We start from the raw sequence: 22,521 nt of genomic DNA on the forward strand, positions 1-22,521 counted from the left end.
TTGCAACCGCCGGGGCTCGGTTGCCGCTTCGCCGAAAGCTCGCGTCTAAAGGTATACATGATTTCCGCCACCATGAAGTTGGCGCACAGTCGTCCCCGACGAACGCAAGGAGACGCGAGATGCCGACAATGCGAGCAGCGGTGGTCGAAGCCGCGAATGGACCTTTCCGGGTTTCCGAATTGGAGCATCCCGTGCCCAAGTCTGGCGAAGTGTTGGTTCGTATCAGGGTTAGCGGTGTGAACCCGCTGGACACGAAAATCCGCGCGGGTGCCGCGGCGCATGCCCGACATGGATTGCCTGCCATACTTGGAATCGATCTTGCCGGGGTCGTGGAGCAGGTTGGTGAGGGTGTGACGAGGTTTTCTCGCGGTGATGAGGTCTATGGGATGGCCGGAGGTGTGGGCGGCAATCAAGGATCGCTTGCGGAGTATGCGGCGGTTGACGAGCGCCTTCTGGCGATCAAACCGTCGAACGTCTCGATGCGCGAAGCGGCGGCACTGCCACTGATCTTCATCACCGCATGGGAGGGGCTCGTCGACCGAGTGAACGTTCAGGCCGGACAATCAGTTCTCGTAATTGGCGCCGGCGGTGGCGTTGGGCATATCGCTGTCCAGATCGCGTTGGCGTTGGGAGCTGACGTCTGTGCCGTCGATTCCGGGAGCAAGGCAGACTATCTGCGCAGTCTGGGCGCAACACCGATCGACTATTCGTCCGAGGACGTGGAGGCCTATGTTGCAAAGCACTCCGGCGGCAAAGGATTCGACGTCGTCTACGACACTGTCGGTGGTGCAGGATTGGACACCGCATTCAAGGCCGTCGCTCGATTCGGACACGTGGTGAGTTGCCTCGGCTGGGGAACTCATGCCTTGGCTCCCCTCTCGTTCAAGTCTGCTACCTACTCTGGTGTTTTCACTCTGATCCCACTTCTGACCGGTGAGGGGCGTGAGCACCATGGCGATATCATGCGGGAGGCTACGAAACTGGTGGAGGCAGGGAAGGTGTCGCCGCGCCTCGATCCGAGGAGATTCACGCTCGAGACCGCTGCAAGCGCCCACGAGCTAATCGAGACCCGAAAGGCCAACGGCAAGCTCGTTGTCGAGCTTGATTAATTGCGATCGGCCCTGTCGAATTTCCCCAACTAAAGAAGCAGAGGAGAATACGATGCCCTTTGTGAATATCAAACTCGTGGATGGTGTATTTACAAGCACCCAAAAGCACGCGCTGGCGAAGGCGATCACGGATGTAATGGTCAAGTTCGAAGGTTCCGAGGCGTTCCGTTCCGTTACCTGGGTTCTGATAGAGGAGCTTCACACCGATGGCTGGCACATTGGCGGACAACCCTTCGCCGGGCCATCCTCACTGATGGAAACCCTTGGCCGATCTAAGGCCGTCTACGAGATGATTGACGGGAACCCGACGTCTCGTGACGAGTTCGCAGCGGCGTTGCCGCCCACGACCGAGGCCAGCTAGCCTTCAACGGCATTCATCTCGATTTCGATGGTTAGGGGACAGATACATGACCATCGACTATAACGAGACTACCAATCCTGCACTCACCGGATTCAAGGGGCGCTGTCCGCGTTGCCACCGGGGACACCTATTTAACGGGCTCTTGTCCCTGGCTCCCTCCTGTGAGGTCTGTGGTCTCGACTATTCGTTCGCTGATCCTGCAGACGGCCCCGCATTTTTCGCCATGACTGTTGTCGCCGTTCCGGCGCTTGCTTTCGCGCTGTGGTTCCAACTTACATTCGAGCCGCCGCTCTGGTTACATCTGCTTTGTACTCTACCTTTGCTCACGGCGGCCTGTGTTATGCTGCTGAGGCCTTTGAAAGGTTGGCTGGTATGCTCCCAATACTTTCACAAGGCCGAAGAGGGCCGAATTGATAGGGACTGGCGAGGTTGACAAGATTTAGCGGCGGCGCTGAGAGTGGCTTGTTCGCCACCGAGATTGGCCCCGCCCGGGAAGGCAGGGCAGCGGCAAAGGTGGACTTCCGCCCATGTCGCGTGATCACTTGCGAGTAACAAAACGGGGAGGACGCCCCGGCGTCCGGTATGCAAAATATGAAGCAATTGCATTGAAACGGGTCCCGCGCATGAACACACGGGACCCTGGTCATTACGCTATGTCTACGACGAGCTTTCCATCAACCTTGCCACCTTCAATCAGCTCGTGAGCCGCCATCACATTCTCAAGTGAGAAGGACCGACCGTCGAGACGAGGCATCAACTGGCCCCTTTCTGCAAGGAGCGTTGCCTCCCGCATGATGTCCCCGTGATGGTCACGACCTTCGCCAGTGAGCAGTGGCAGCAGTGTGAACACGCCGGAATACGTCGCCGCCTTGAATGAAAGCGGGGCGAGGGCGTGCGAGCCCCAGCCGAGGCAGCTAACTACATGCCCAAAGCGGGTGACCGCCTTGAACGCAGTGTCCAGGCCAGCGCCACCAATGGTGTCGTAGACGACATCGAATCCTTGTCCTTGCGTGTACTTTGCGACGTATTCTTCCACGGTTTCCGTGGCGTAGTCGATTGGGGTCGCATTCAGGCTCTTGAGGTAGTCAGCCTTCCGGGCTCCATCGACTGCATAGACGTCCGCACCGAGAGATTTGCCAATCTGAACTGCCACGTGACCGACGCCACCACCGCCACCAAGGACGAGCAACTTCTGGCCAGCCCGGATGCCGACGCGATCCACGAGGCCTTCCCACGCCGTGATGAAGATGAGGGGTAGAGCGGCCGCTTCCCGCATGGAAAGGTGAGATGGCTTAATGGCCAGCAACCGTGCATCGACGGCCGCGAATTCTGCGAGTGAACCTTTAACGCCAGCCACTCCGCCTGTCATGCCGTAGACCTCGTCCCCGCGGCGAAATCCGGTCACGCCTGCGCCGACTTCTTCAACGACCCCAGCAAGGTCGATACCCAGGATTGCGGGAAGCGGATGTCTGGCATGGGCGGCTGCTCCTGCGCGGATTTTCGTGTCCAGCGGATTTACGCCGCTGGCCCTTACTCGGACGAGAACCTGGCCTTCGGTCGCAGCAGGTCGTGCGATCTGCGCGAGCCGGAATTCGGTACCATGATTTTCAAGAACTAATGCTTTCATCGTGCTCATAGGTTTGATCCCTTTCAGTTGATGTCAGCAATTTGATATGGAACTTTCCGAATGGAAATCATATAGATTGTATGTTTATCATGCATTTTTGAATGGGCGATGCGTAATGATGGAATGGAGCGACATCCGTCTTTTTCTTGCGATCGCGAGGGAGGGAACGCTGGGTGCGGCCGCGAGGAAGTTGGGCCTGACGCAGCCGACAATGGGAAGACGATTAAAGACTTTTGAGGCCGCGGTCGGCCACTCGCTGTTCCAGCGCACACCGGACGGGTTTGTCCTGACAGATGAGGGCACCGTCGTGATGGGGCACGCCGAACGGATGGAGGAGGAGGCTCTGGCACTCAAGCGCCAGCTTGCGGGCAGCGAGAACACGTTGTCCGGAACCTTGCGGATATCGTGCTCTGACTGGTTCGGCGTTCATATTCTCGCCCCCATCCTTGCAGATTTCAGACGTGTGCATCCCAACGTAATCATCGAGGTTCTCACGGATACCAGGCTTTTGAACCTTGCGCGTCGCGAAGCGGATCTGGTCTTCCGCATCAAGCCCTTCACGGAGCCGGAAGTCATCTCACGTAAGCTGCTGCATATTCCCTATGGCCTGTATGTCGCCAAAGGATCGGACGACCCTTCGCCCGGCACAGGAGCGGGATTCAGTATGATCATTATGGACGAGGCGTTTGGGAGCATGCCAGACGTAGGTTGGCTTAAGGGCCGGTTCCCCCATGCGAACGTTTCCATGCGAAGTAACAATCGCGATGTTCAGGCAAGGCTATGCGGGGGTGGTGTAGGAATGGCGGTTCTTCCGAGACCGCTGGGGGACTCGATCGACGGATTGAAGCGTATCGACGTCTTGGAGGCTCCTCCTGGACGGGATACTTGGCTAGGATACCATCAGGATCTCCGACGACTTCCACGGCTACGAGCTCTTATTCAATTTTTTGGTGAGCATATCCAAGTGATACAACGCCAATATCGATAACGCCGTCCGAAGGTCTTAGCCCACGCTCCGAAACGGAGGCTGTGGTTTCGGCGCACTCAAGGGTGAGACATCTTTACTTTGCGCGGCGACAAACAAGGTGAGACTTATCCTGATCGCCGCGCTACAATTTTACCGATTAGCCTGTCTAGTGAACGCACTACCGCAGGGATCGAACCCGCCGACGGCGGAACTGATGGTACCGTCCGGATGGTCCTAGCAGGCCGTGTAAGGGAAGCAATGTCATCCAAGGGGGAATGGGCGTTTCGGTCCGCGTCATGGCAGGCTGGATTGAGGGAAGGAAAAAGTCAAATACCTATGCTATAATCGGCCGCGTGGCATCTGTGTTGTGAAAGGATGTCGGGGGCGCTTGTGCCCGGTGCTGCAAGATCGAGGTGCGGACTGGCGCATCCTGGGTTTGTTTCCGGTTTGTGCGTCTGGGATCACATAATGTATCGACTGAAACCGCGCGCTGATCGTTCCGCGGAAATGTCCCCCAAGCTACGCTTAGTTGCGTCAACTCCTGCATCGCACGAGAAAGGCGGGCGCCTTCCGTTCCCATTCAAGAGCACAAGTTCCATTTGCATGGCCTACCTTCTTGCCTGCGCCCGAATTCTCCTGACGGATGTTGAGGACAAGAGATAGATAAACTTGGCGGGAACCAACTTGCGAGGTTTTTAGGCCACGGTATCCAGAACCACTCACTAGTCAAACGTCGTGTGGAACCTTAGTTCAGCATTGTCGCTTTCACGGCTGTAACCGACAACCTTACAGCCCTTTTTCTCTCGTACAGGCGCGGCGCCCCTCAGTACAAGCGTCTCAACTGATCCCTCATAGAAGGCCTCAACCCGATAAGGTGCGGGTGGGCAGCCTTTCCGGAAGGTATAAGCCATGCCGGAGAAGGGGCCTCCCGACGTCCATGGCTTGCCTTCAAAAAGGACCTGACCCGATTTGATCGCAGGTGCCAGACCCTTGCGCGGCTCGAGATAGATGATTTTTCCCTCTTGCGGCAGGACGCGCATGGCTGAGCCGTTGTGGTTGAGGACGAGTTCCTCCGCCATCTGCTCCCAGTAAGGCATGGTTTTGTTTGCGCTGCGGGGATGGACGTCGGTGAGGTCGGCGACAGCATAAGTCATGCCGCACATCTTGATATATTCGCCGTCGCGGCTCACCCTGAAGGTCTGGACGTCGCGGCAAGCCATGCGCTGTCCGATCCGAACACCCTCGCGGAAAATCCTGATGGGGCAATCACGCAAGGTGCATTCCTTGCTGTCTATCTTCATCGAGATGGTGAGCGCCTGTTCGTCAGCTGTCGTCTGCACCGTGATGTGGGTCGCGCCCGACTGCAGAATGTCGGGAAACTCCGGCCAGTAGGTTTCGACGTCGGACTCAGTGAATTCCGCCTGGTGGATGATGGGCTTGACGAAATAGTCGTCTGCCGCCGCCTTCTGGGATGGCGTGAATGCGAGGGCAACGGCCTGCAAAGACAAAAATAGAAGTTTCTTCATCTGTTCTTTTCCATCAATCGGCGCCGACGATTTCGAAGGGCGCCCACAGTGCCGGGTGGGACAATTCCTGTGAATCCGACTGCCGCATCTCCTTCATCGCCACACCGAGCGCTGCGGAGTAGGACATTTCGGAGTCCTGCCGGTAGGCGCGAAGCATGGACGTCGTCAGCCTGGAGGCCGCAACCGAGTCCACTGCCCAATGGGATACGAGCAGATTGCGCGTACCTGCGAAGAAGAAGGACTTGGCAAGACCCGACAGACCGTCGGCGCTCTTGGCGCTGGGCGCGGCGGTATTGCATGCCGACAGCAGCACCATTTCAGCGTTCAGCCGCATTTCGGCAATTTCGCTGGCGGCCAGATATCCGTCATACCCTGCCTTCTCGTCTGCTTCGGACGGAGTTAGCACGAGGCCTGGTTCCCGCAGGCTGCCGATTTCGCCCGCCACCAGCCCATGTGTGGCAAAAGCCAGGATCGCGTAGCGGTCGAGGTTCATGGCGCGGACGCGGCTTTCTGTTGCCCGCTGGCCAAGAACGAGGCTTCCCGGCGATGCGCCGAGCGTTACGCTGAGCTGCTGCAGCTCGTCTGCCGTATCCGGTAGCCGAGGCAGCGCGCGCAGCCTTTCAATCTCCGCGCCGCCTCTCAGGCTCAGAACCTCGCCGAGTTCATAGCCGCGCAGATCCGCCGGATTACCTTCGAGCGCAGGATCACCGATCCCCAGAAAAGGTTCCCCGCCGGGGCTTGCGGACACCGCTTCCCGGAGGATCGGCAGAGAGGTAGCGGATGGTAGGCGAGTGATTACATGGCGATCCGCCAACCATTCCAAGCGGCCGTCGCCATTCTTTTCCCCATCCGGCGCCGCGACCAGAATCGAGAAGGGAATCATTTCGAGCGCGCCGTCGGGAACGATGAGTAGCTTTCCGGGAAGTTTGCCGATTGCTGTTTCGACAGGCTTCAGGACTGCGTCGTAAAGCGCGTGGGCGTCGTCATAACGGAAGTTCGGCAGCCGCCCACCACGGATCTGTATGCCACGCCGGGTGGACTGGACGAGCCCGTCGATGACGTCGGCTGAGCTCTTCAATTTCAAGGACGTCGCGTCCGAGGGAGTGATGACGGTGGCGATATAGCCGTCTTCCGTCCTGAGGTACGAGACGAGCGCCTCGTCAGCAGCAAGGGTTTCGGCAATACGCTCCATCGACAGGGAGGCAACGCTCGCCAGTTCGATATATTTCGGAAACTCGGTCTTCAGCCGGTAATCGAGTTCGTCGATCTGCGCCCCGATCTTCTTCCGTTGGTCGGTAGCAGAAGGATCGAGCGCTACCCATTGGCGACGCAGGTCTTCACGGTGCCGTGCGATGTCGGCGAGGGCCGGCGATATCGCGGCGAGACGCGCTCCAAGGCGATTGACCGTGCCGCCGGCGCCGCCGGTATTCAGCAGCTGTGCTATTTGGAATACGGCGTCGGCTTCATCGGCGTCCATGGAGGCGCTATCGGCAAGAATGCTTGCCGCATATTCCAACGCTGGCCGTGCCGTCCTGAGGATGATTTCCTGCGTTTCATTGCGGGAAAAGCTCTGCATCGCCAGCACGGATCGCACATACCGGGTAAGCTTGCCTGCAAAAGCGCGAGCGCCGGCCTCGTCCTTGAGGTCGCGGCTGGCGATCATTGCGCCGTGCGCAGCCCCGATGATCCGTTCCCAGTCAAGTTGATCACGCCCTCCGTTATCCTGGCCGGAGGTGGCCTCATTGCTGTATCGTGTGCCGTTCTCGGGGATCATCTCGCGGAACGTTTGAAGCGCGAGCACCGAATGTCCAGTAATCAGCCAGCGCCATCCATCCCTGTAGGTGTCTTCATGAAAGTCGACGGCGAGGTGCGAAAGAAGCAAGGTCCCGGGGCTGTCACCTGTCCGATAACGTATTCCGCTGAGATAGGCCCAACCGAGAGCCAGGTCGATTTGACCGCGACGGGCAAGTTCGTCCGCAATCAAGGCCACGTCGAAGTCATCCGACGAAAGGACGCTGAAGCGGTCATGCTTCTTTTCGAACTCATCTGCGGAGACGGGATTGTTGAGAAACGCCTGTTCACGCGCGCTCAACGGGCGTTGGCGGAACCCCCGGACCGCGAATGCACGCGAGAAATGTAGCCTGACGGGATCGAATTCGGCGCGCTGCAGCAGCGTCCACAGACGCCAGTCCGGTGCAAGCAAGTCACCGACACCCTTGGGATCATCTTCGATTTTCAGGCTGGCGAGTTCGTTTCTGACGGCGTCAAAATTTATAGCGCTAGCTTCGCCACTCGAGAGGCAGAAGCCGGCCTGATCGGTGATCTTGATCATTTCGGGACGTGACGTGCAGATCTCGCTTGCAACCTTGATGCCTGCGACGGGAACCTTCTGAGGAAGCAATACACGCAAAGTACGCCGTTCTTCGTTCTCCGGAAGCGTCGGGATTGATGCCGTGATCGCACGGAAAGCCTGACTGTCATCCTCGATTATTGCCTTATAGAGCTGCATGCTGAGCGAAAGGCTGGTGCCGGTTGCGGAAAATTGCTCGAAGAGCGACAGGAATGTGTCGGGAGACCCAAAATCCGCTTCCAGCTGGAGGCGCGCCTGGAAAATATCGGCCCGGAATTTGTGTTCTGCTGACGACAGCGGGCGGTCCGTCGGGAGGAGCGCCAGACCAATGTCGAAAAGGGCGATCGCATCGCCATTGTGTTGCATCGACGCAAGTTGCGCTCCCCATTGAAGAGGTCCGATGCAAGCCGAAGGCATCGACTTGTTTGGCAGATCGACTTGGTAGCTAACGGGCTTGCTTGGGAGCAAGCGGCAGAGGATCCTCAGTTCGTCATCCGGGATCCGCTTGTAGTGTGTCGTGACGATGCGGCCGAAGATCAGCTGAATATTCAGCTGGTCCTGATAATCGAGCAGACTGACATCGTTGAAACCGGAGAGATATGGGGGCAGATCACGTTCGACGAAAAACCGCGCCGCGACGCGGTCATAGGCCGTCAGCGGTCGATGCTGGTAGTCATTCCAGGGAACCATTGGCGCGGCATTCGGATCCGGGAACATCAGGAACATGGATGGCTTCATGCGGGCGATGAAGAGCGTCTTTTCCTGCGTGGTCTTCACCTGAGCATGTAGCTTTTCCAATCCGGCATAGGCCGCGTCCATGTCGCCTTTTTGCGCAAGCGCCTCGATCGTCGCACGAGCGTCGTTCAATGCGGCCACGGTTAGTGGGGTTTCGACCTGCTGTTGCGAGCGGCTACGGGCGTTCTGAAGACGCTTGGAGGCATCCGGGCCGGTCAGTTTCGTCGCAAGGTCGATTTCTCTCTGGCTAATTGCCTTGCGCGTCGCCGCTGTGGGGGCTGCCTTGTGCAGAAGTGGATAGAAGGCTAGCCGCAGCCGGGCCGGAGCATCGACTTCGTCCAGAAAACGCAGCCCTTCTTCCAGATCCTGGAGCGCCTGCCGGTTATTTGCCCGCGACAATTGCTCCTGACCCAGCACGATGTAACCGCGTCCGATCTGTGCGATCAGCTTAGGATCGCTCTGCGCCCAATTGAGCAGTTGCGACAATCCGGTCGTCAGTGACTGGATGCCGCGGGAGGACAGGTCCCGCCGTTGCTTGTCCTGATAAAATGATGCTTCGCGGAGCATGGCTTCTCCGACATCGATCAGCAGGATGGCCGCTTCGGAACTATATTTTCCATTACGCTGTTCCACGGCCGTGTGGAGTTGCTTCAATCCCGGAACAATTGCGTCCCTCAGTGCAGCCTGGTCGGGGTTGCCGGCTTGAAGACTGTCTTTGAGGCCGGCGTGGCGATCATTGATAGCAGCCCCCTCGAAGGCCGCAGCTCCGGATGATGCCGAGAGAGTTGCGGCGAAGGCCAGATGAATGAAAAATCGACGGATCATGGCCAGTCCGCATAGTTGACCGCATCGAGCAAGGCGTGACGGACCCGGTCATCAAGTGGCAAGCTTCTAAGGGTTTGAGCCGCCTCAAGCGCCCACGCTCCATTGGAGGCGCTAACGCTCTCGACAATCTTCATGGCGTGCAGGATCGACGCATCGCCGTCTTCCAGGTCGAAAGGCGTTTCCGACGTTCCTCGGATGATATAGGTGGCGGCAATATTGCCGGCGCTTTCCAGCTGCAGCCGGTAGATAGCATTGTCCTCGATCTCGATGCGAAGGGTAGCCGCGCGGTCGCGCTCCTGACGCTGCACAGCAAGCTCCCGCCCACCGGCGTCGAGGATCGCGACCCTGAAAGGCGCGGTCCCATCGACCCACTGGATATGCAGTTGCCGGTCTCCTGCTGCAAGCAAGCTTTCGTCAGCTTCCGCAAGGGCAGGCATCTGTGCCGCCAGTCCTTCGCGGCTTCGCAACGCACGGCTCTCGGTCTTGGGATCCCACCAAGAAAGCACTTTCTGAAAGCGCTGGAAGCGGCCGGTCATCCCGGAAAAGAGCCCGTTTTCGGGTACGGTAAAGGCATACTTGTCGGGCGCGGGTACAGTGCAGCTCTGTGCATCTCTCGGCGCATCGCCAATGGCTACGCATTCTTCGCCGACCAGCAGCTTGAGATAGCCGCCCTTGCTTAGGGAGACGATTTCTCCCGCAGCCAAGCCGGCCCCGAGCTGCAGGGTGATCGGTGATCGAAATGCGATCAGCTCCGCAGTGTTGAAATCGGCCACGATTGCTGCCGGTGCATCCTCTGCTTTCGCGGAGAATGAGGCAAGGCCGAGCAGGATGGAGGCGACGAAAATGTGCTGCTTCATTGTTGCGAGGCTCCGATCAGGAATTGTTGAGAAACGCGCGCCAGCCGAGGCGGTGGTACAGAAGGTCCTTGAAGAAGGCGAACACCGACTCCACTCCGATCAAAATCGCCGTCAGGCCGATCGTTCCGCGAACGATCGTGGTGGCCGTGTTCGCATCGGCAACGTGCAACGCCCCGGCATACACGGCCAGCATGCCGGCAAAATACGCCAGGCCGAAAAAGATCGGTTTCAGCTTCATAAAGCCGACAAGCGCGACGGTCGCAAGCGCCACTGTCAATGCGCTGGTTAGCACCTCCGGAACGTGGCGGGCTTCCAGCATTCGATCGCCGGTGGAGATTGCATTGGCCAGAACCCTTGCACCGTCCATGCGGCCGATCGGCGTATCATGGCGATCGGTCGCCTTGGCGTAGGCGCCGCCGATGATGACGACGCGATCCTCGACGCTGGCCGGCGCGACGCCGCGGCCCAGAACATCGCCGGCTGACCAGACGTAAAAGGCAGGCTTTGATCTGCCGCCGGCCCACACGAAGTCCTGAGAGGGGCCTTTCCGCAAATCATCGCCCAAAACGAAATGCACGGGCGTCTTTTGCCGGGGCAAGAGTTGCTCGCGATCGATCTTCGCATTGCTGTCACACCGGGGAGCCGCAGTGCAGATGTCGTCGGCCTCCGCGCCGACGAGGCAGGCGGCAGCCTGGCGTGTCGCCATCGGGTCGGCTTGCCGAGGGGACAGGTAGAGCAGTAGTTGCGGGGACAGCAGCGCCTCGCAGCTATTCTGCGCTATGGTCCACAGGTTCCATTCGTCGATGGCACCATCTTCCGAATTCTGGAACACAGAGCTGATCCAGAAGATGGGACGGGAGCCACTGAAATGCCGATCGAAAGCCGTGAAAACTGCGGAGGGGCCCTCGGTCAGGTAGGCTTGTTGGGCGAATTCCCTGGGAAACATCAACAGAGGATCGCTATCCGACCATTCGGAAAACAACGTCTCGAGGGCAGCCATGTCATTCGGTGTAGTCGGCAGGGAAATATCGAAATCGACGAGGATCGCTTTGGGCTTCATCGGGCGCAGCTTGTCAATCAAAGCTGCTAGGTAGCGTTTCTGCATCGGGATCGGTTCGCCGAGGCCGGCATAGTCGGCCTCGTCGATCATCACCATTGTTACCGGTTTTTCCGGCCCCGGATCGAGATTCAGGGCGCGCGAAAGGATGTGAAGAGTTTCCGGGCTTGGAAGATTCGTGGCAGCGACCAGAAAATCACCCGTCGACGTTGTGATCGCCAGTGCGAAAAACATTATCGCTGAAACAAGGCCGGCTCTGAACCCTCCCATCATTTTCAGCATGCGACGAAACACGAAACCGCTACTCCACATCACTTCCGTGGAAGTTCCATAGGTCCTAGACGATTAATTTTCGGTTCGATTTAGTCGTCAATACCTGCGGCATGAGGCGAGTGGGAGGCGTCAGCAGTACAATCAGCGATGCGGCCGCCAGCGATCTGTCTCATCATGCGCGATGCGTGTTGGGAAACGATCGGAAACTGAGCGCCTCCAAAGAGGATAACGGTTTGATTCCGATCAAGGCAGTAGTTTGGTCCGATGTTTCCGATTCTTGTTATCCATGTTGTTGGAGCGAAAATTTTCACGCCTAAGGCCTGCCTCCTGGCAAGCCTTACGACAGTTTCCTCCCTTTATTGGAGCGCGCCCGATCCTATAGTGATGCTGTTTTGCGGTAGCTTTAGGAGTTGAAGGTGAGGTGATCGCCTATTCACTCGCTATCGACCAAGTGATCCTCTGGGGTGAATTCGGGTTTACACACCAGCACTTGCGCCTGTTTGGAGGCTTCCTATCTCGTATGCCATCCTCGACATGGAGCCTCGAGATGGATCAGCTTTCAACGAATGTCCTTTCCGCCCCCGAACCGGAAGTCATCCCGCCAGAACGCGATGAAGTTGACTGGGGAAACGCGGTGATATGCCTCTGTTGTCAGAAGAAGCGGTCGGGTTCTCGGATGGACGCCGACGGTTGTGGCATTTGTGACGAGTGCCTGGCGCCATGACGCAGTCGGCGTCTGGTCTATCGCCTGATTTTCCGGTTCAGTTCGACAAGGCGCTTGCAGAGCTCCCCGAGGGCTATCTGGAAGGTGTTTTCGAGGGCCGCCGATTGGGCGCGACCGTCAAGCGATCGGGCGATGGGAAACGAGTGTGGTTGTATGGCGAAGAGCTGGGCGGACGGGATGTCGTCAGCTTCAACCTCTATGCGCTCACTGGCGCGAACGCCATCCTCAGGCCCTGCGAAATGTCCTCGTCGAAGGTCATCGATTTCGTGCTTGGCTTTGAACCCACCTGAACCGTCTATCTGCTCTCGGAGTCACCCGGCTTCTCGCGCGAAATATTGCCCCGCAACTTCAGAGATCTATTTTCGGTTCGGCTTGAGCCCCATTCTTGCGTAAGAGGCGAGGGGCCGAGGGGTGCTGCCCCCTTCGCCCCTTCAAGCGCCCGCCGCCCAGCTTCCTTCGCTCTACTGACGTTGCGCTTCGTGCAGCCGGTTCCCCGCACGGACCGCTTGCACCCCGATCCCCCGCTGTTCCGCACGAGCTCGAAAGCAGGAGCGAACGGCTCCCGCTTCGCGAGATCAGGGAAAGGGCATGGCAATGGCTAGCAAAGAAAAGGCAGCAACATCGATCACCACCAGTGACGTTTACGAGCGCATCACCAACCGCATCGTCGAGCAGTTGGAGGCCGGAACCCGGCCGTGGATGCAGCCGTGGGTCGGGGGAGTGACGCCGGTCCGTCCGCTTCGCCATAACGGTATTGCCTATCGCGGCATCAACACCGTGCTTCTCTGGATGACGGCGGCAGAACAGGGGTATTCCTCTTCCTATTGGATGACTTACAGGCAGGCGGCGCAACTCGGCGCGCAGGTGCGCAAGGGTGAGACGTCGACCCTTGTCGTCTACGCCAACGCCATCGAGCGCAAGGAAACTGACGACGCTGGCGAGGAGATCGAGCGCCGCATCCCGTTCATGAAGGGATACAGTGTCTTCAATGCCACTCAGATTGACGGCCTGCCTGAACACTATCATGCAACCCCGTCCGCGTTGGCGGAAAGCGGCAAGGAGCGCATCGAATTAGCCGACCGGTTCTTCGCCAATCTCGGCGCCGACATTCGCCACGGCGGCAGTAAAGCGTACTACCAACCCGTCGGAGATTTCATCCAGATGCCGCGTTTCGAAGCGTTCGTGTCGGCTGAAAGCCACGCGACCACGCTGGGGCACGAGGCAATCCATTGGACCATGAGCCCGACCCGGCTCGATCGCAATCTCGGCCGCGAGAAGTGGGGCGATGAAGGCTATGCCAGGGAAGAGCTGGTCGCCGAACTCGGAAGCGTGTTCCTTGCTGCCGATCTCGGCCTTGCGATCGAGCCGCGTGAGGATGACGCCGCCCACATCGCCTCATGGCTCAAGGTGCTGAAGAATGACGAACGCGCCGTGTTCCAGATGGCCGCCCACGCCGAACGTGCCGTCACCTTCTTGCACGGCCTGCAAAAGCTCAAATGAAGACGTGGAATACCGTGGGGCCGTTTAAGCGGCAGAGTGGCGAGGGATATTCGAGCGCGCCGCCTCGTATCGTTGCACCGAATATCCCCACGGCTGCCACCGTGTGCCAGTCTCTATTCTTCCGTCGCCGTCGGTGCCATCCCCCAAATGAGGGAGGCGACCAAGTTCGGCATCCCGAAAAAAATGCGGCCCGCAGCTGGGCCGCGGGCCGAGACACCGCGACTGCGGTGGGACGGACACAGACATGAGCCTCACGGCGAAACGGAGCGGATTGCCGGGCCTAGGCTTCCCGGATCCCGGCCTATGGCCGTCGCGATGCTAATCCTCCGAGACGAGGCTTTTAACCGGTCAAGCCGCGCGCGAACGGGCTTTGGCTGCAAAGCTGCCGGCGCCTGGTACGCTCATCATCGTTGGGACAAGTGGCACGCTCCACAGTCACGCGGTCGGCCGGATTAAACGGCGCGGATCGCAGACGCGCCACCTTTCTTGTTCCCTGTGGTAGACGACGAGTCGCCTTTATCCTATCGGTTGCATATGAAAACGAGCCTGGATCACCTGCCGGAGAAAAAGCAGCGCGAGCTTGCCCGCCTCGTGGAGATCATCCACGAGGAGTTTGCCGATGCGCTCGAGGGCGGGACCGCCCCTTTCAAGAAGCGCGGTCGGATCCTGAAGATCATTCTGTTCGGTTCGTATGCCCGTGGAACATGGGTGGACGAACCGCACACGATGAAAGGATACCGTTCCGACTATGATATCCTTGTCATCGTCAACACCCGCAAACTTGCCGAGCCGGAATATTGGGACAAGGCGACCGATCGGTTGATGTGGGACAAGGGCGTGTCGACGCCGGTCGGGCTGATCGTCCATGGACGGCGTGAGGTCAACACGTTCCTCACGGAGGGGCAATATTTCTTCGTCGACATCCTGCGCGAAGGTATCGTGCTTTATGAGCTCGACGACCAGCCTCTGGCGCAACCGAAGCGGCTTTCTCCAGCCGACGCGCTCAGAGTGGCAAAGGAGCATTCTGACAGGCAGCTTTCGAGCGCTGAGTACTTTCGACAGTTGGCGCGCTACTCGATCAAAGATGGTAAGTTTAACCACGCTGCCTTCAATTTGCACCAATCGGTGGAGACCGCGTACTCGTGCTTTCTACTTACGCTGACCAACTACAGCCCGCCGTCGCACAACCTCAAATTCCTTCGCGGGCTTGCAGAAGGCCAGGATCAGCGGCTCGTCGAGGCTTGGCCGCGCGACCAGCACCGCTTTATTGCCTGGTACAACACCCTGAACGAGGCCTATGTGAAGGCGCGCTACGCAAAGCACTTCGAGATTAGCGAGGAGGCACTCGGCTGGCTTCTCGAGCGCACGGAGCACCTGCACCGCCTCGTCGAAACCATCTGCCAGGAGCGGCTGGCGGAGTTGGCCAAGGCTGCCGGCGCCACCTGAGCTTTTTCTCATCGTGGACTGGTCCGGCAGGTCGGTGTTTTGATCCCGTCGTGGACGTCATGCCTTGGGTGGGCGGGACGGGGAGGTGTGCCACATCAGCCTTGCTGCCTTGCCTCCGCCTGGCGCCCTCAAGATCACCCCGGATCGAACTGGCCGGCGAATTCCTTGTCGCTGAAATAGACAAGCTTGCCTGCCATGATGGGGCGCTTGCCCGAAACGAACAACAGCTGTGCGCATGCGGGTATGTTGCGGACCTCGTCAGGCGTGAGCAGGGCGCGGGCTGTGTGTTGTTCACTGAAGCTGAGCCCGGACTTTTCCGCATCGAGCGCACGGCTCATCGTCTGAAACACAACGGTCTCCTGCCCGAGCAGATCGGAAACCAGACGAGCGCTTTCGTGATCGTTGACCCCGAACACCTGGAGAAGGCCGGCGTTGGAAAGAAAGGTGCCCGCGCGCTTGCCATAGATTGCGCGCAGCTGATGAACGTCCTGCAGGATCGGCCAGAGCTGGACGCCGTAGCCGGCCATCAGACCCATGGCGCGTTCGACCGGAGCGAGATATCCGAGCGCGGCGAACTCGTCGAGCAGGTACAGAACCGGCAGGTCGGGTTTGGCGGCATCACGCGCCATGTCAATCAAGCTCTGCGTCACCAGCAGGCGCAACCAGCGTGAGTAGGTCGACAGCCGATCGGGTGGCAAGACCAGGAACACGGTTGCGTTGTGGTGCTTCAGGTCGGCGAAGCGAAAGTCCGATCGATTGAGGACGGCTGTCATGCGCGGGCTGTCGAGGAAATGGGTGTGGCGCTGCGCGGCCGAGAGCACGCCGGCGGCTTCACGATCCGCCTTGGCGAGATGACGGTTGGCGGCCCGCGCGACCAGCCCAGCCGCGGCGTCTGACGATTGCATGTTCTTGAGCAGTTCCAGGAAGGCATCCGGCGCCAACGTCAGCCCTTCTCGAAGCGTGGTCAGCGTTCGCCGCTCGGGAGCTTCTGCCGTGACGATATGCAGGATCATCCCAGCGATCAGCGCTTTGGCTTCTTCGTTCCAATGCGCCTCTCCCGCCATGCCCGGCTCGTCGACGACGAGCTCGTCGGCCAAGCTGCTCGCGTCTTCCGCCAGGTCGAGGCCGGCGGCATCGAGCATGTCGAGCGGGTTGAAGGCGGCCGACGGCTTGCCGCTGACGGCGAAAGGATCGAGGACATGAACCGGGCCAAATCGCGCTCGCGCCCGGCTGGCGATCCTTACATTTTCACCCTTCGGATCAATACAGATGACGGAGCGATCGCAGGCGATCAGATTGGGGATGATTGTGCCGACCCCTTTGCCCGACCTGGTCGGCGCCATTGTGAGCAGATGCGCCGGACCGTCATGGCGCAGAAGCTTTCCCGTCTTCAGATCGCGGCCGATCAACACGCCGGTGCTGGTCCGAGCAAGGGGTGCGACCTCCCTTGCGGTAGCGAAGCGCGCCGAACCGTGGGTGTCGGCTTCGGCAAGATTGCCGAAGCGTGCAATCAGTCGATTGCTGACAAGCCAGAACAGGATGAACAACAGAAGCATCGCCAAGAACACGTTCAGTGCGATGATCGGGACACTGCCTTGTCCAAAACCGAGCTGCTTCAAGATGAAGGTGCCGCCCTGTCCAACGAGCACGACGACGCCGAACAGGATGACGGTTGCACTCGCTGTTGGCATGAGGGCGCGCAACGGCAGTCGGATCAATGCTACGATGGTCCAAACCGGTTCTCGTGCTGCAATCCGCATTAGGTTTTTTAGGGCAATCCAGGTGAGACGCATTCGGTGCATCACGCTAGCTCGATCTCTTGCGCAATCCCGGCGCGGCAGTGTTCATTCCGCCCTCCCGCCGCTTTCGCTCGCTTCAGGCTGACCGAGCACGTCGTCGAACAGCGCCTTGTCGCCGTCGCGAACGAGGAAGCCGGGCAATTCCTGACGAAGCCATTCCCGCAAGCTTCCGGTGAACTCCAGGTCTTTGGAATGCTCCAATCGATGCAGCACGAGTGCGCCGATGAGGATCTTGCGACGCGTGTCTTGAACACGTTCCTGTTTTCCGAGGCGCGCCTGCAACGTCTTCTTGCGCGCTTCCAGTTCGGCGATGCGCTGTTCGATCGACTTGCGCGCCATCCTCATCCCTCTATTTCAGATCGCCCGCCGACGTCTTTTTGAGACGAACCAGGATTGCCTTGGGGTTATCGGCGGCCCGCTCGACATCGACAAGGCCGGAGGCTTTGACGAGATCGCTCAGCCTCGGGAAGCCGTAGTTGCGGGCATCGAAGTCGGGCGCTTGCTTGGCCAGGTGCCCGCCCACTTGAGACAGATTGGCTCGTCCGTCTTCGTCGGCCGTTGCGATTATGGCCTTCATCAGCATCGCCCGTGCCGCCTTATCGAGACCCGTCTTTCGCGGCACGGGCTTCGCAGCGGCAGGTTTGACTTCCGTCGGTTTCTGGCGGTCGGCAACCGCGGCTTCTTCAATCTCTTCGACCGGTGCACTGAGCACATCGAAATAGACGAACTTGTCGCAAGCGGTAATGAACGGGCGAGGGGTCTTGCGCTCACCGAAGCCATAGACCGTGACACCTTACTCACGGATGCGGGCAGCAAGCCGCGCGAAGTCGCTGTCACTGGAGACGATGCAGAAGCCGGAGAAGCGGCCTGTATAAAGCAGGTCCATGGCATCGATGATCATCGCGCCGTCGGTTGCGTTCTTTCCGGACGTATAGGCGAACTGCTGAATGAGCTGAATTGAATGCTCGAGCAGGCACTCTTTCCAGCCCTTGAGGTTGGGACCGGTCCAATCGCCGTAGATACGCTTGACGCTGGCGATCCCGTAGTTGGCGATCTCGGCCATGAGGCCGACGACAATATTTGGCGAAGCGTTGTCGCCGTCGATCAGCAGTGCGAGTGTTGCTGAATTGTCTGTTGCCATTTGACCCTCCACCGGTTGCATCGAGCTTAAACGCCACGACGATTTACGCAACCCTGAATTGGCATGGGGAGCGTGCGTCTTGCATTATCCCGAACGCAGGGAGCGTAGCGAACGAAGTTTACAAGGGCGCACTTACGAGTTGCTGTGCAACTCAGTGCTTGGTATGGCTGTACCACTTTGGAGGGTGTCGCTTGGCCATCTACCATTGCAGCATGAAGCCGATCGCCAGAAGCGGTGGCCGCAGCGCGGTCGCCGCCATCGCCTATCGCACGGCGACGAAGATGCTCAACGAGCGCGATGGCATCGTGCATGACTTCACCCGCAAGCAAGGTGTCGAGCATTCCGAAATCGTCCTTCCCGATGGGGTCGATGCGGCCTGGGCGCTCGATCGTTCGGCGCTGTGGAATGCGGTGGAGAAAGCCGAGAACCGCAAGGATGCGCGCGTTGCTCGTGAGTTCGAAGTGGCGCTTCCGCATGAGATGAGTGCGAGTGATCGCCTGGCGCTGACACGTGACTTTGCCCGTGATCTCGCGAACCGTTATGGCGCCGCCGTCGACTTCTCCATTCACCAGCCACAGGGCGATACCGACATCCGAAACGTCCACGCGCATGTGGTGATGACGACGCGGGTGGTGACGGAAGAGGGGTTAGGTGAGAAGACGCTGATCGAGCGTGAAAACAAGTGGCTGTTGAACAACGACCAGCCGACCTCGCACATGCAGCTTCGCGACATTCGGCAACTCTGGGAACACCAAACAAACCGACATCTGGCAAGGCTCGGTTTGGATGTTCGGGTCGATCATCGTTCGCACCTGGAGCGCGGGCTCGAGATTGAGCCGACCGAGCATATGGGTGTCCATGCATCGCAGATGGACCGGCGTGGGCTGGACGTGTCGCGGGCACGGATCGATGAGAAGGCGGCGCGGTCAAATGCCGATTTGATCCGCAGAAAACCGGACCAGGTTCTGTCGATCATTACCGGCGAAAAGAGCGTATTCGATCGCCATGATGTGGCTCGTGCACTGCATCGGTATATCGACGATCCCCGAGGTTTCCAGAATGCGTTTGCGGCCGTGATGGCGTCTCCGGCATTGGTGGAGTTGAAACCAGAGACTGATCGAGAACTGGCGCGATATTCGACGCGGGAGATGGTGGAGATCGAACACGCCATGGCCAAGAGCGCTGAACGCATGGGCCAGTGCTCTGGCCATGGTGTTAATCGACATCATGTCGATCAGGCATTGAGTCTACAGGACGATGTGATCAAGGCAAGGCTGGCTGCCTCGCTCTCTGGAAAAGTTGAACGCGGTGAAATGCTGCTCACCGATCGGGAGCGGGCAATCGAGCGTTCCGGGTTGAGCGAAGAGCAGCGCGTTGCCGTGCGCCACATCACCGGATCGGAGCAAATCGCGGCGGTGATTGGCTTTGCCGGCGCGGGAAAATCGACGATGTTTGCCGCAGCACGCGATGCCTGGGTAAGGCAGGGTTACAGGGTTCACGGTGCAGCGCTTGCCGGCAAGGCGGCAGAAGGTCTGGAGGAATCCTCCGGCATTGCTGCGCGCACTTTGGCGTCCTGGGAGTATGGCTGGCAGGCGGGCAGGGGGCTGCTTGGCAAGGGCGACGTTCTCGTCATCGACGAGGCTGGCATGGTCGCAAGTCGGCAGCTTGCGAAGTTCGTGATCGAGGCGGAGGCGCGGGGCGCCAAACTCGTGCTTGTCGGCGATCACGAACAGCTGCAGGCGATTGGGGCAGGGTCTCCGTTCCGCGCGATTGCCGAGCGTGTCGGCGCGGTCGAGCTTTCCGAAATCCGTCGGCAGAATGAAGCCTGGCAGCGCGAAGCATCGATCGCGTTTGCCACCCATCGTACGGGTGAGGGGTTGCAGGTCTATGCCGATCGCGGCGCGGTCCAATTCTGCGATAACCGCGACGAGGCGCGAGCCGTTTTGGTTCGCGACTACATTTCCGATTTGGAAGAACGCTCGCCCGGATCGCGCATCGCATTGGCGCATCGGCGCGTCGACGTTCGGGCGATCAATGCCGACATTCGTGCATCGCTTCAGGAGCGCAGGCGGTTGGCGCGTGGTGAGGATGAGCAGGGCGCGCTGGGTCGTGAGGTCGTCTATCAAACCAATGACGGCAAGCGATCCTTCGCGCCAGGCGACCGCATCGTCCTTCTCGAAAACAACCGGGATCTCGGGGTGAAGAACGGTATGCTCGGTACCGTGATCGCCGTCGAGCCGGACGCACTACATATACGTCTCGACGGCGGCGGGCAGAACAATGCCCGTGCGGTGTCCATACCCGTCAACAGTTACCAATCCTTTGATCACGGCTATGCGACCACCATCCATAAGTCTCAAGGCGCGACGGTCGATCGCGCCCTCGTCATGGCGTCCGGTACGATGGACCGGCATCTGACCTACGTGGCGATGACACGCCATCGCGATCATGCGCAGCTCTATGCCGGTCGTGATGAGCTCAAGGACATGAAGGCCCTCAGCGCCAGCATGAGCCGATCGGGCGCGAAGGAAACCACGCTCGACTACACCAGCACATTTGCCGAGCGGCGCAGGTTGGCAGATGAATTCGGCGTCCACAGCGAGATTGCCGTGAACCTGTCGCCAGGTCGGGCCGAATTCAGCGCTCGAGATGAGCTCGTTCTTTCTCCGGCCGGTCTTCAACGCCCAGCCAACGCCGAGCCGCGAACAAGTGGGCAGGTCGAAAAGGTCGAACCGCTCGTGCCGGCGCTAACGAAATACTCCCGCAGCGTCGAGGACGTTGCCCGGGAGAAAGCGAAGCCGGACTTTGAGCGGGCCATGGAGGCGGTGCGCTCCGTTGGTCGTAATGTCTATGCCGATCCGGACGGTGTTGCCGTGAAGCTCGGGGCGGCCCTTGTGGATAAGGGCGCAGACGGTCAGGCTTTGGCGAAATCGGTCGCCGAGCGTCCGGAGCAGTTCGGGGAGCTCCGCGGCAAGACCGGTATTCTGGGTGACAACAAGGAGCGCAAGGCCGCGCGTCATTGCGCCAAGGCGCTCGGCAATCACGTCGCTTGGGCCGCTGAAACCTGGGAGCGCCGGCTTGAGGCCGAGCGCCAATCAGAAAAGTGGAGCCGCGAGAAGCGCGATGTGGTCGAGGTTCCGGGCCTCACCCCTCGAAGTGAGGCCATCCTGAAACAGCTCGACGGGCTATCTCAAGCCGAGAAGCCGAAGTTCCTTGAGCAGCTATCCGGCACTCCCGAGGGAAGGCAGGCAATCGAGGAGGCAAGGAACATCGCCCAAGCGCTCGAGCAGCGGTTTGGCAGCGCCGATCCGCGCGACTGGAAAAAGCAAACCGTGCGGCTCGGGCCGGAGGCCTCCACGAAACTTGATCGCATCAAGGATATTGCCCGCATCACCGATCGGGCGCAGCGGGCTGAGCTGACCCGCAAGTACGAACTCACTCGCGGGCTGAAAAAGGGACTGGGTCTGGGGATGTGAACGATCAGCGATCGAGGACGGCGTATTTTGGTATTGTTTCAGTTCGCACGCGAGCAGCGATAGCATCGCTTCTAGCGTCAGATGCACAATGGAGGTTCATCTCCTCGATTAAACGTATCACGTTTATTCTTGCATTAATAAATAAATGTGATACATAATTACATGAAGATCACCTACGACAACCACAAGCGCCAATCCAACATAGCCAAGCACGGCTATGACTTTGCCGATCTGGACGGCGAGTTCTTCATGTCGTCCCTCGTGATCCCAGCGAAGGAAGGTCGCTTCATGGCAATCGGCGTCCTGGGCAACGGCGTTGTCGTAGTCGTGTTCGCCTACCTTGGAACAGAAGGCATTTCCATCATTTCCATGCGTGATGCCAGCCGGAAGGAAAGGAACCTCTTATGACCAATCAACCTCGCAAGGTCCGCCACCTCTCCAACAAAGAAGAGGCTGAAATCCAACGCAGGATAGCCAGTGATCCGGACGCGCCAGAGGCAACTGACGCGCAGCTAGCACAAGCAAGGCCGTTTGCAGAAGCTTTCCCCGATCTGGCAGAGAGCATCAAGAGGTCTAGAGGGCGTCCGGCCGTCGATAAACCTCGGCAACAAATATCCATTCGGTTGGATCCGGACGTAATCGATTACTACAAGCGCAACTGCGGCAAGGGGTGGCAAAGTCGACTGAACGACGACCTTAGGAAGGTCGCGGGATTGAAGAAGGCTAGCTAGCCACGCCCTCAGACTAT

Annotated in this window: 17 protein-coding genes and 1 pseudogene; 10 read left to right on the top strand and 8 right to left on the bottom strand. The window is 59.2% G+C overall.

What is annotated here, in order from left to right:
• The first annotated feature begins 119 nt into the window (after positions 1-119).
• The 3 genes from ABIE33_RS32540 to ABIE33_RS32550 are packed head-to-tail and all read left to right on the top strand — an operon-like array spanning position 120 to position 1,903.
• Positions 120-1,109, top strand: coding sequence for a zinc-dependent alcohol dehydrogenase family protein (locus ABIE33_RS32540; RefSeq protein WP_429132742.1), 990 nt, complete (start codon positions 120-122; stop codon positions 1,107-1,109).
• 52 nt (positions 1,110-1,161) lie between these two features.
• Positions 1,162-1,470, top strand: a complete 309-nt coding sequence (locus ABIE33_RS32545; RefSeq protein WP_112773113.1) for a tautomerase family protein — start codon at positions 1,162-1,164, stop codon at positions 1,468-1,470.
• A 46-nt stretch (positions 1,471-1,516) separates the two neighbouring features.
• Positions 1,517-1,903, top strand: a complete 387-nt coding sequence (locus ABIE33_RS32550) for a DUF983 domain-containing protein (protein ID WP_429132745.1) — start codon at positions 1,517-1,519, stop codon at positions 1,901-1,903.
• A gap of 213 nt (positions 1,904-2,116) precedes the next feature.
• On the opposite strand, the gene ABIE33_RS32555 is transcribed toward ABIE33_RS32550, so the two are convergent.
• Entirely contained in the window at positions 2,117-3,106 is a 990-nt protein-coding gene (locus ABIE33_RS32555; RefSeq protein ID WP_429132748.1) for a zinc-dependent alcohol dehydrogenase family protein, read from the bottom strand.
• A 109-nt stretch (positions 3,107-3,215) separates the two neighbouring features.
• On the opposite strand from ABIE33_RS32555, the gene ABIE33_RS32560 reads away from it, so the two are divergent.
• Positions 3,216-4,085 carry a LysR family transcriptional regulator gene (locus tag ABIE33_RS32560; RefSeq protein ID WP_429132785.1) on the top strand — a complete coding sequence of 290 codons (870 nt, stop codon included), beginning with the start codon at positions 3,216-3,218 and terminating at the stop codon, positions 4,083-4,085.
• A 701-nt stretch (positions 4,086-4,786) separates the two neighbouring features.
• Here ABIE33_RS32560 and ABIE33_RS32565 read toward each other — a convergent pair.
• The 4 genes from ABIE33_RS32565 to ABIE33_RS32580 are packed head-to-tail and all read right to left on the bottom strand — an operon-like array spanning position 4,787 to position 11,696.
• The gene (locus ABIE33_RS32565; RefSeq protein WP_429132751.1) at positions 4,787-5,590 is read right to left on the bottom strand and encodes a hypothetical protein; all 804 of its coding nucleotides are present in this window, start codon (positions 5,588-5,590) and stop codon (positions 4,787-4,789) included.
• Positions 5,591-5,603: 13 nt separating this feature from the next.
• Positions 5,604-9,500, bottom strand: a complete 3,897-nt coding sequence (locus tag ABIE33_RS32570; protein WP_429132754.1) for a CHAT domain-containing protein — start codon at positions 9,498-9,500, stop codon at positions 5,604-5,606.
• Entirely contained in the window at positions 9,497-10,357 is an 861-nt protein-coding gene (locus ABIE33_RS32575) for a hypothetical protein (RefSeq protein ID WP_429132756.1), read from the bottom strand. The genes ABIE33_RS32570 and ABIE33_RS32575 overlap by 4 nt, the downstream gene beginning before the upstream one ends.
• Before the next feature lie 16 nt (positions 10,358-10,373).
• Positions 10,374-11,696, bottom strand: coding sequence for a CHASE2 domain-containing protein (locus ABIE33_RS32580; RefSeq protein WP_429132758.1), 1,323 nt, complete (start codon positions 11,694-11,696; stop codon positions 10,374-10,376).
• Between the two features lie 711 nt (positions 11,697-12,407).
• Here ABIE33_RS32580 and ABIE33_RS32585 point away from each other — a divergent pair.
• From ABIE33_RS32585 to ABIE33_RS32595, 3 genes are all read left to right on the top strand, one after another.
• Positions 12,408-12,701 (top strand): hypothetical protein, encoded by a 294-nt coding sequence (locus ABIE33_RS32585; RefSeq protein WP_429132760.1) that lies wholly within the window; start codon positions 12,408-12,410, stop codon positions 12,699-12,701.
• A gap of 304 nt (positions 12,702-13,005) precedes the next feature.
• Complete coding sequence (locus ABIE33_RS32590; RefSeq protein WP_429132762.1) at positions 13,006-13,911, top strand: ArdC family protein; 906 nt, start codon at positions 13,006-13,008, stop codon at positions 13,909-13,911.
• 534 nt (positions 13,912-14,445) lie between these two features.
• Positions 14,446-15,357, top strand: coding sequence for a nucleotidyltransferase and HEPN domain-containing protein (locus ABIE33_RS32595; RefSeq protein ID WP_429132764.1), 912 nt, complete (start codon positions 14,446-14,448; stop codon positions 15,355-15,357).
• A gap of 134 nt (positions 15,358-15,491) precedes the next feature.
• Here ABIE33_RS32595 and ABIE33_RS32600 read toward each other — a convergent pair whose 3' ends face one another.
• From ABIE33_RS32600 to ABIE33_RS32610, 3 genes and pseudogenes are all read right to left on the bottom strand, one after another.
• The gene (locus ABIE33_RS32600) at positions 15,492-17,159 is read right to left on the bottom strand and encodes a type IV secretory system conjugative DNA transfer family protein (RefSeq protein WP_429132766.1); all 1,668 of its coding nucleotides are present in this window, start codon (positions 17,157-17,159) and stop codon (positions 15,492-15,494) included.
• A 42-nt stretch (positions 17,160-17,201) separates the two neighbouring features.
• Positions 17,202-17,495 carry a mobilization protein gene (locus ABIE33_RS32605; RefSeq protein WP_429132768.1) on the bottom strand — a complete coding sequence of 98 codons (294 nt, stop codon included), beginning with the start codon at positions 17,493-17,495 and terminating at the stop codon, positions 17,202-17,204.
• 10 nt (positions 17,496-17,505) lie between these two features.
• Positions 17,506-18,297, bottom strand: a pseudogene (locus ABIE33_RS32610) (NYN domain-containing protein).
• A gap of 191 nt (positions 18,298-18,488) precedes the next feature.
• Here ABIE33_RS32610 and traA point away from each other — a divergent pair.
• The 3 genes from traA to ABIE33_RS32625 all read left to right on the top strand — a co-directional run bounded on the left by traA (position 18,489) and on the right by ABIE33_RS32625 (position 22,504).
• A complete protein-coding gene (gene traA, locus ABIE33_RS32615) occupies positions 18,489-21,773 on the top strand; it encodes a Ti-type conjugative transfer relaxase TraA (RefSeq protein WP_429132769.1) in 3,285 nt (1,094 codons plus the stop codon).
• A gap of 162 nt (positions 21,774-21,935) precedes the next feature.
• The gene (locus ABIE33_RS32620) at positions 21,936-22,181 is read left to right on the top strand and encodes a BrnT family toxin (protein ID WP_429132771.1); all 246 of its coding nucleotides are present in this window, start codon (positions 21,936-21,938) and stop codon (positions 22,179-22,181) included.
• Positions 22,178-22,504 carry a BrnA antitoxin family protein gene (locus tag ABIE33_RS32625; RefSeq protein WP_429132773.1) on the top strand — a complete coding sequence of 109 codons (327 nt, stop codon included), beginning with the start codon at positions 22,178-22,180 and terminating at the stop codon, positions 22,502-22,504. Before ABIE33_RS32620 ends, ABIE33_RS32625 begins: the two co-directional genes overlap by 4 nt.
• The last annotated feature ends 17 nt before the right edge of the window (positions 22,505-22,521 follow it).

It is taken from the genome of Ensifer sp. 4252 (genome assembly GCF_050434565.1).
GTDB lineage: Bacteria > Pseudomonadota > Alphaproteobacteria > Rhizobiales > Rhizobiaceae > Ensifer.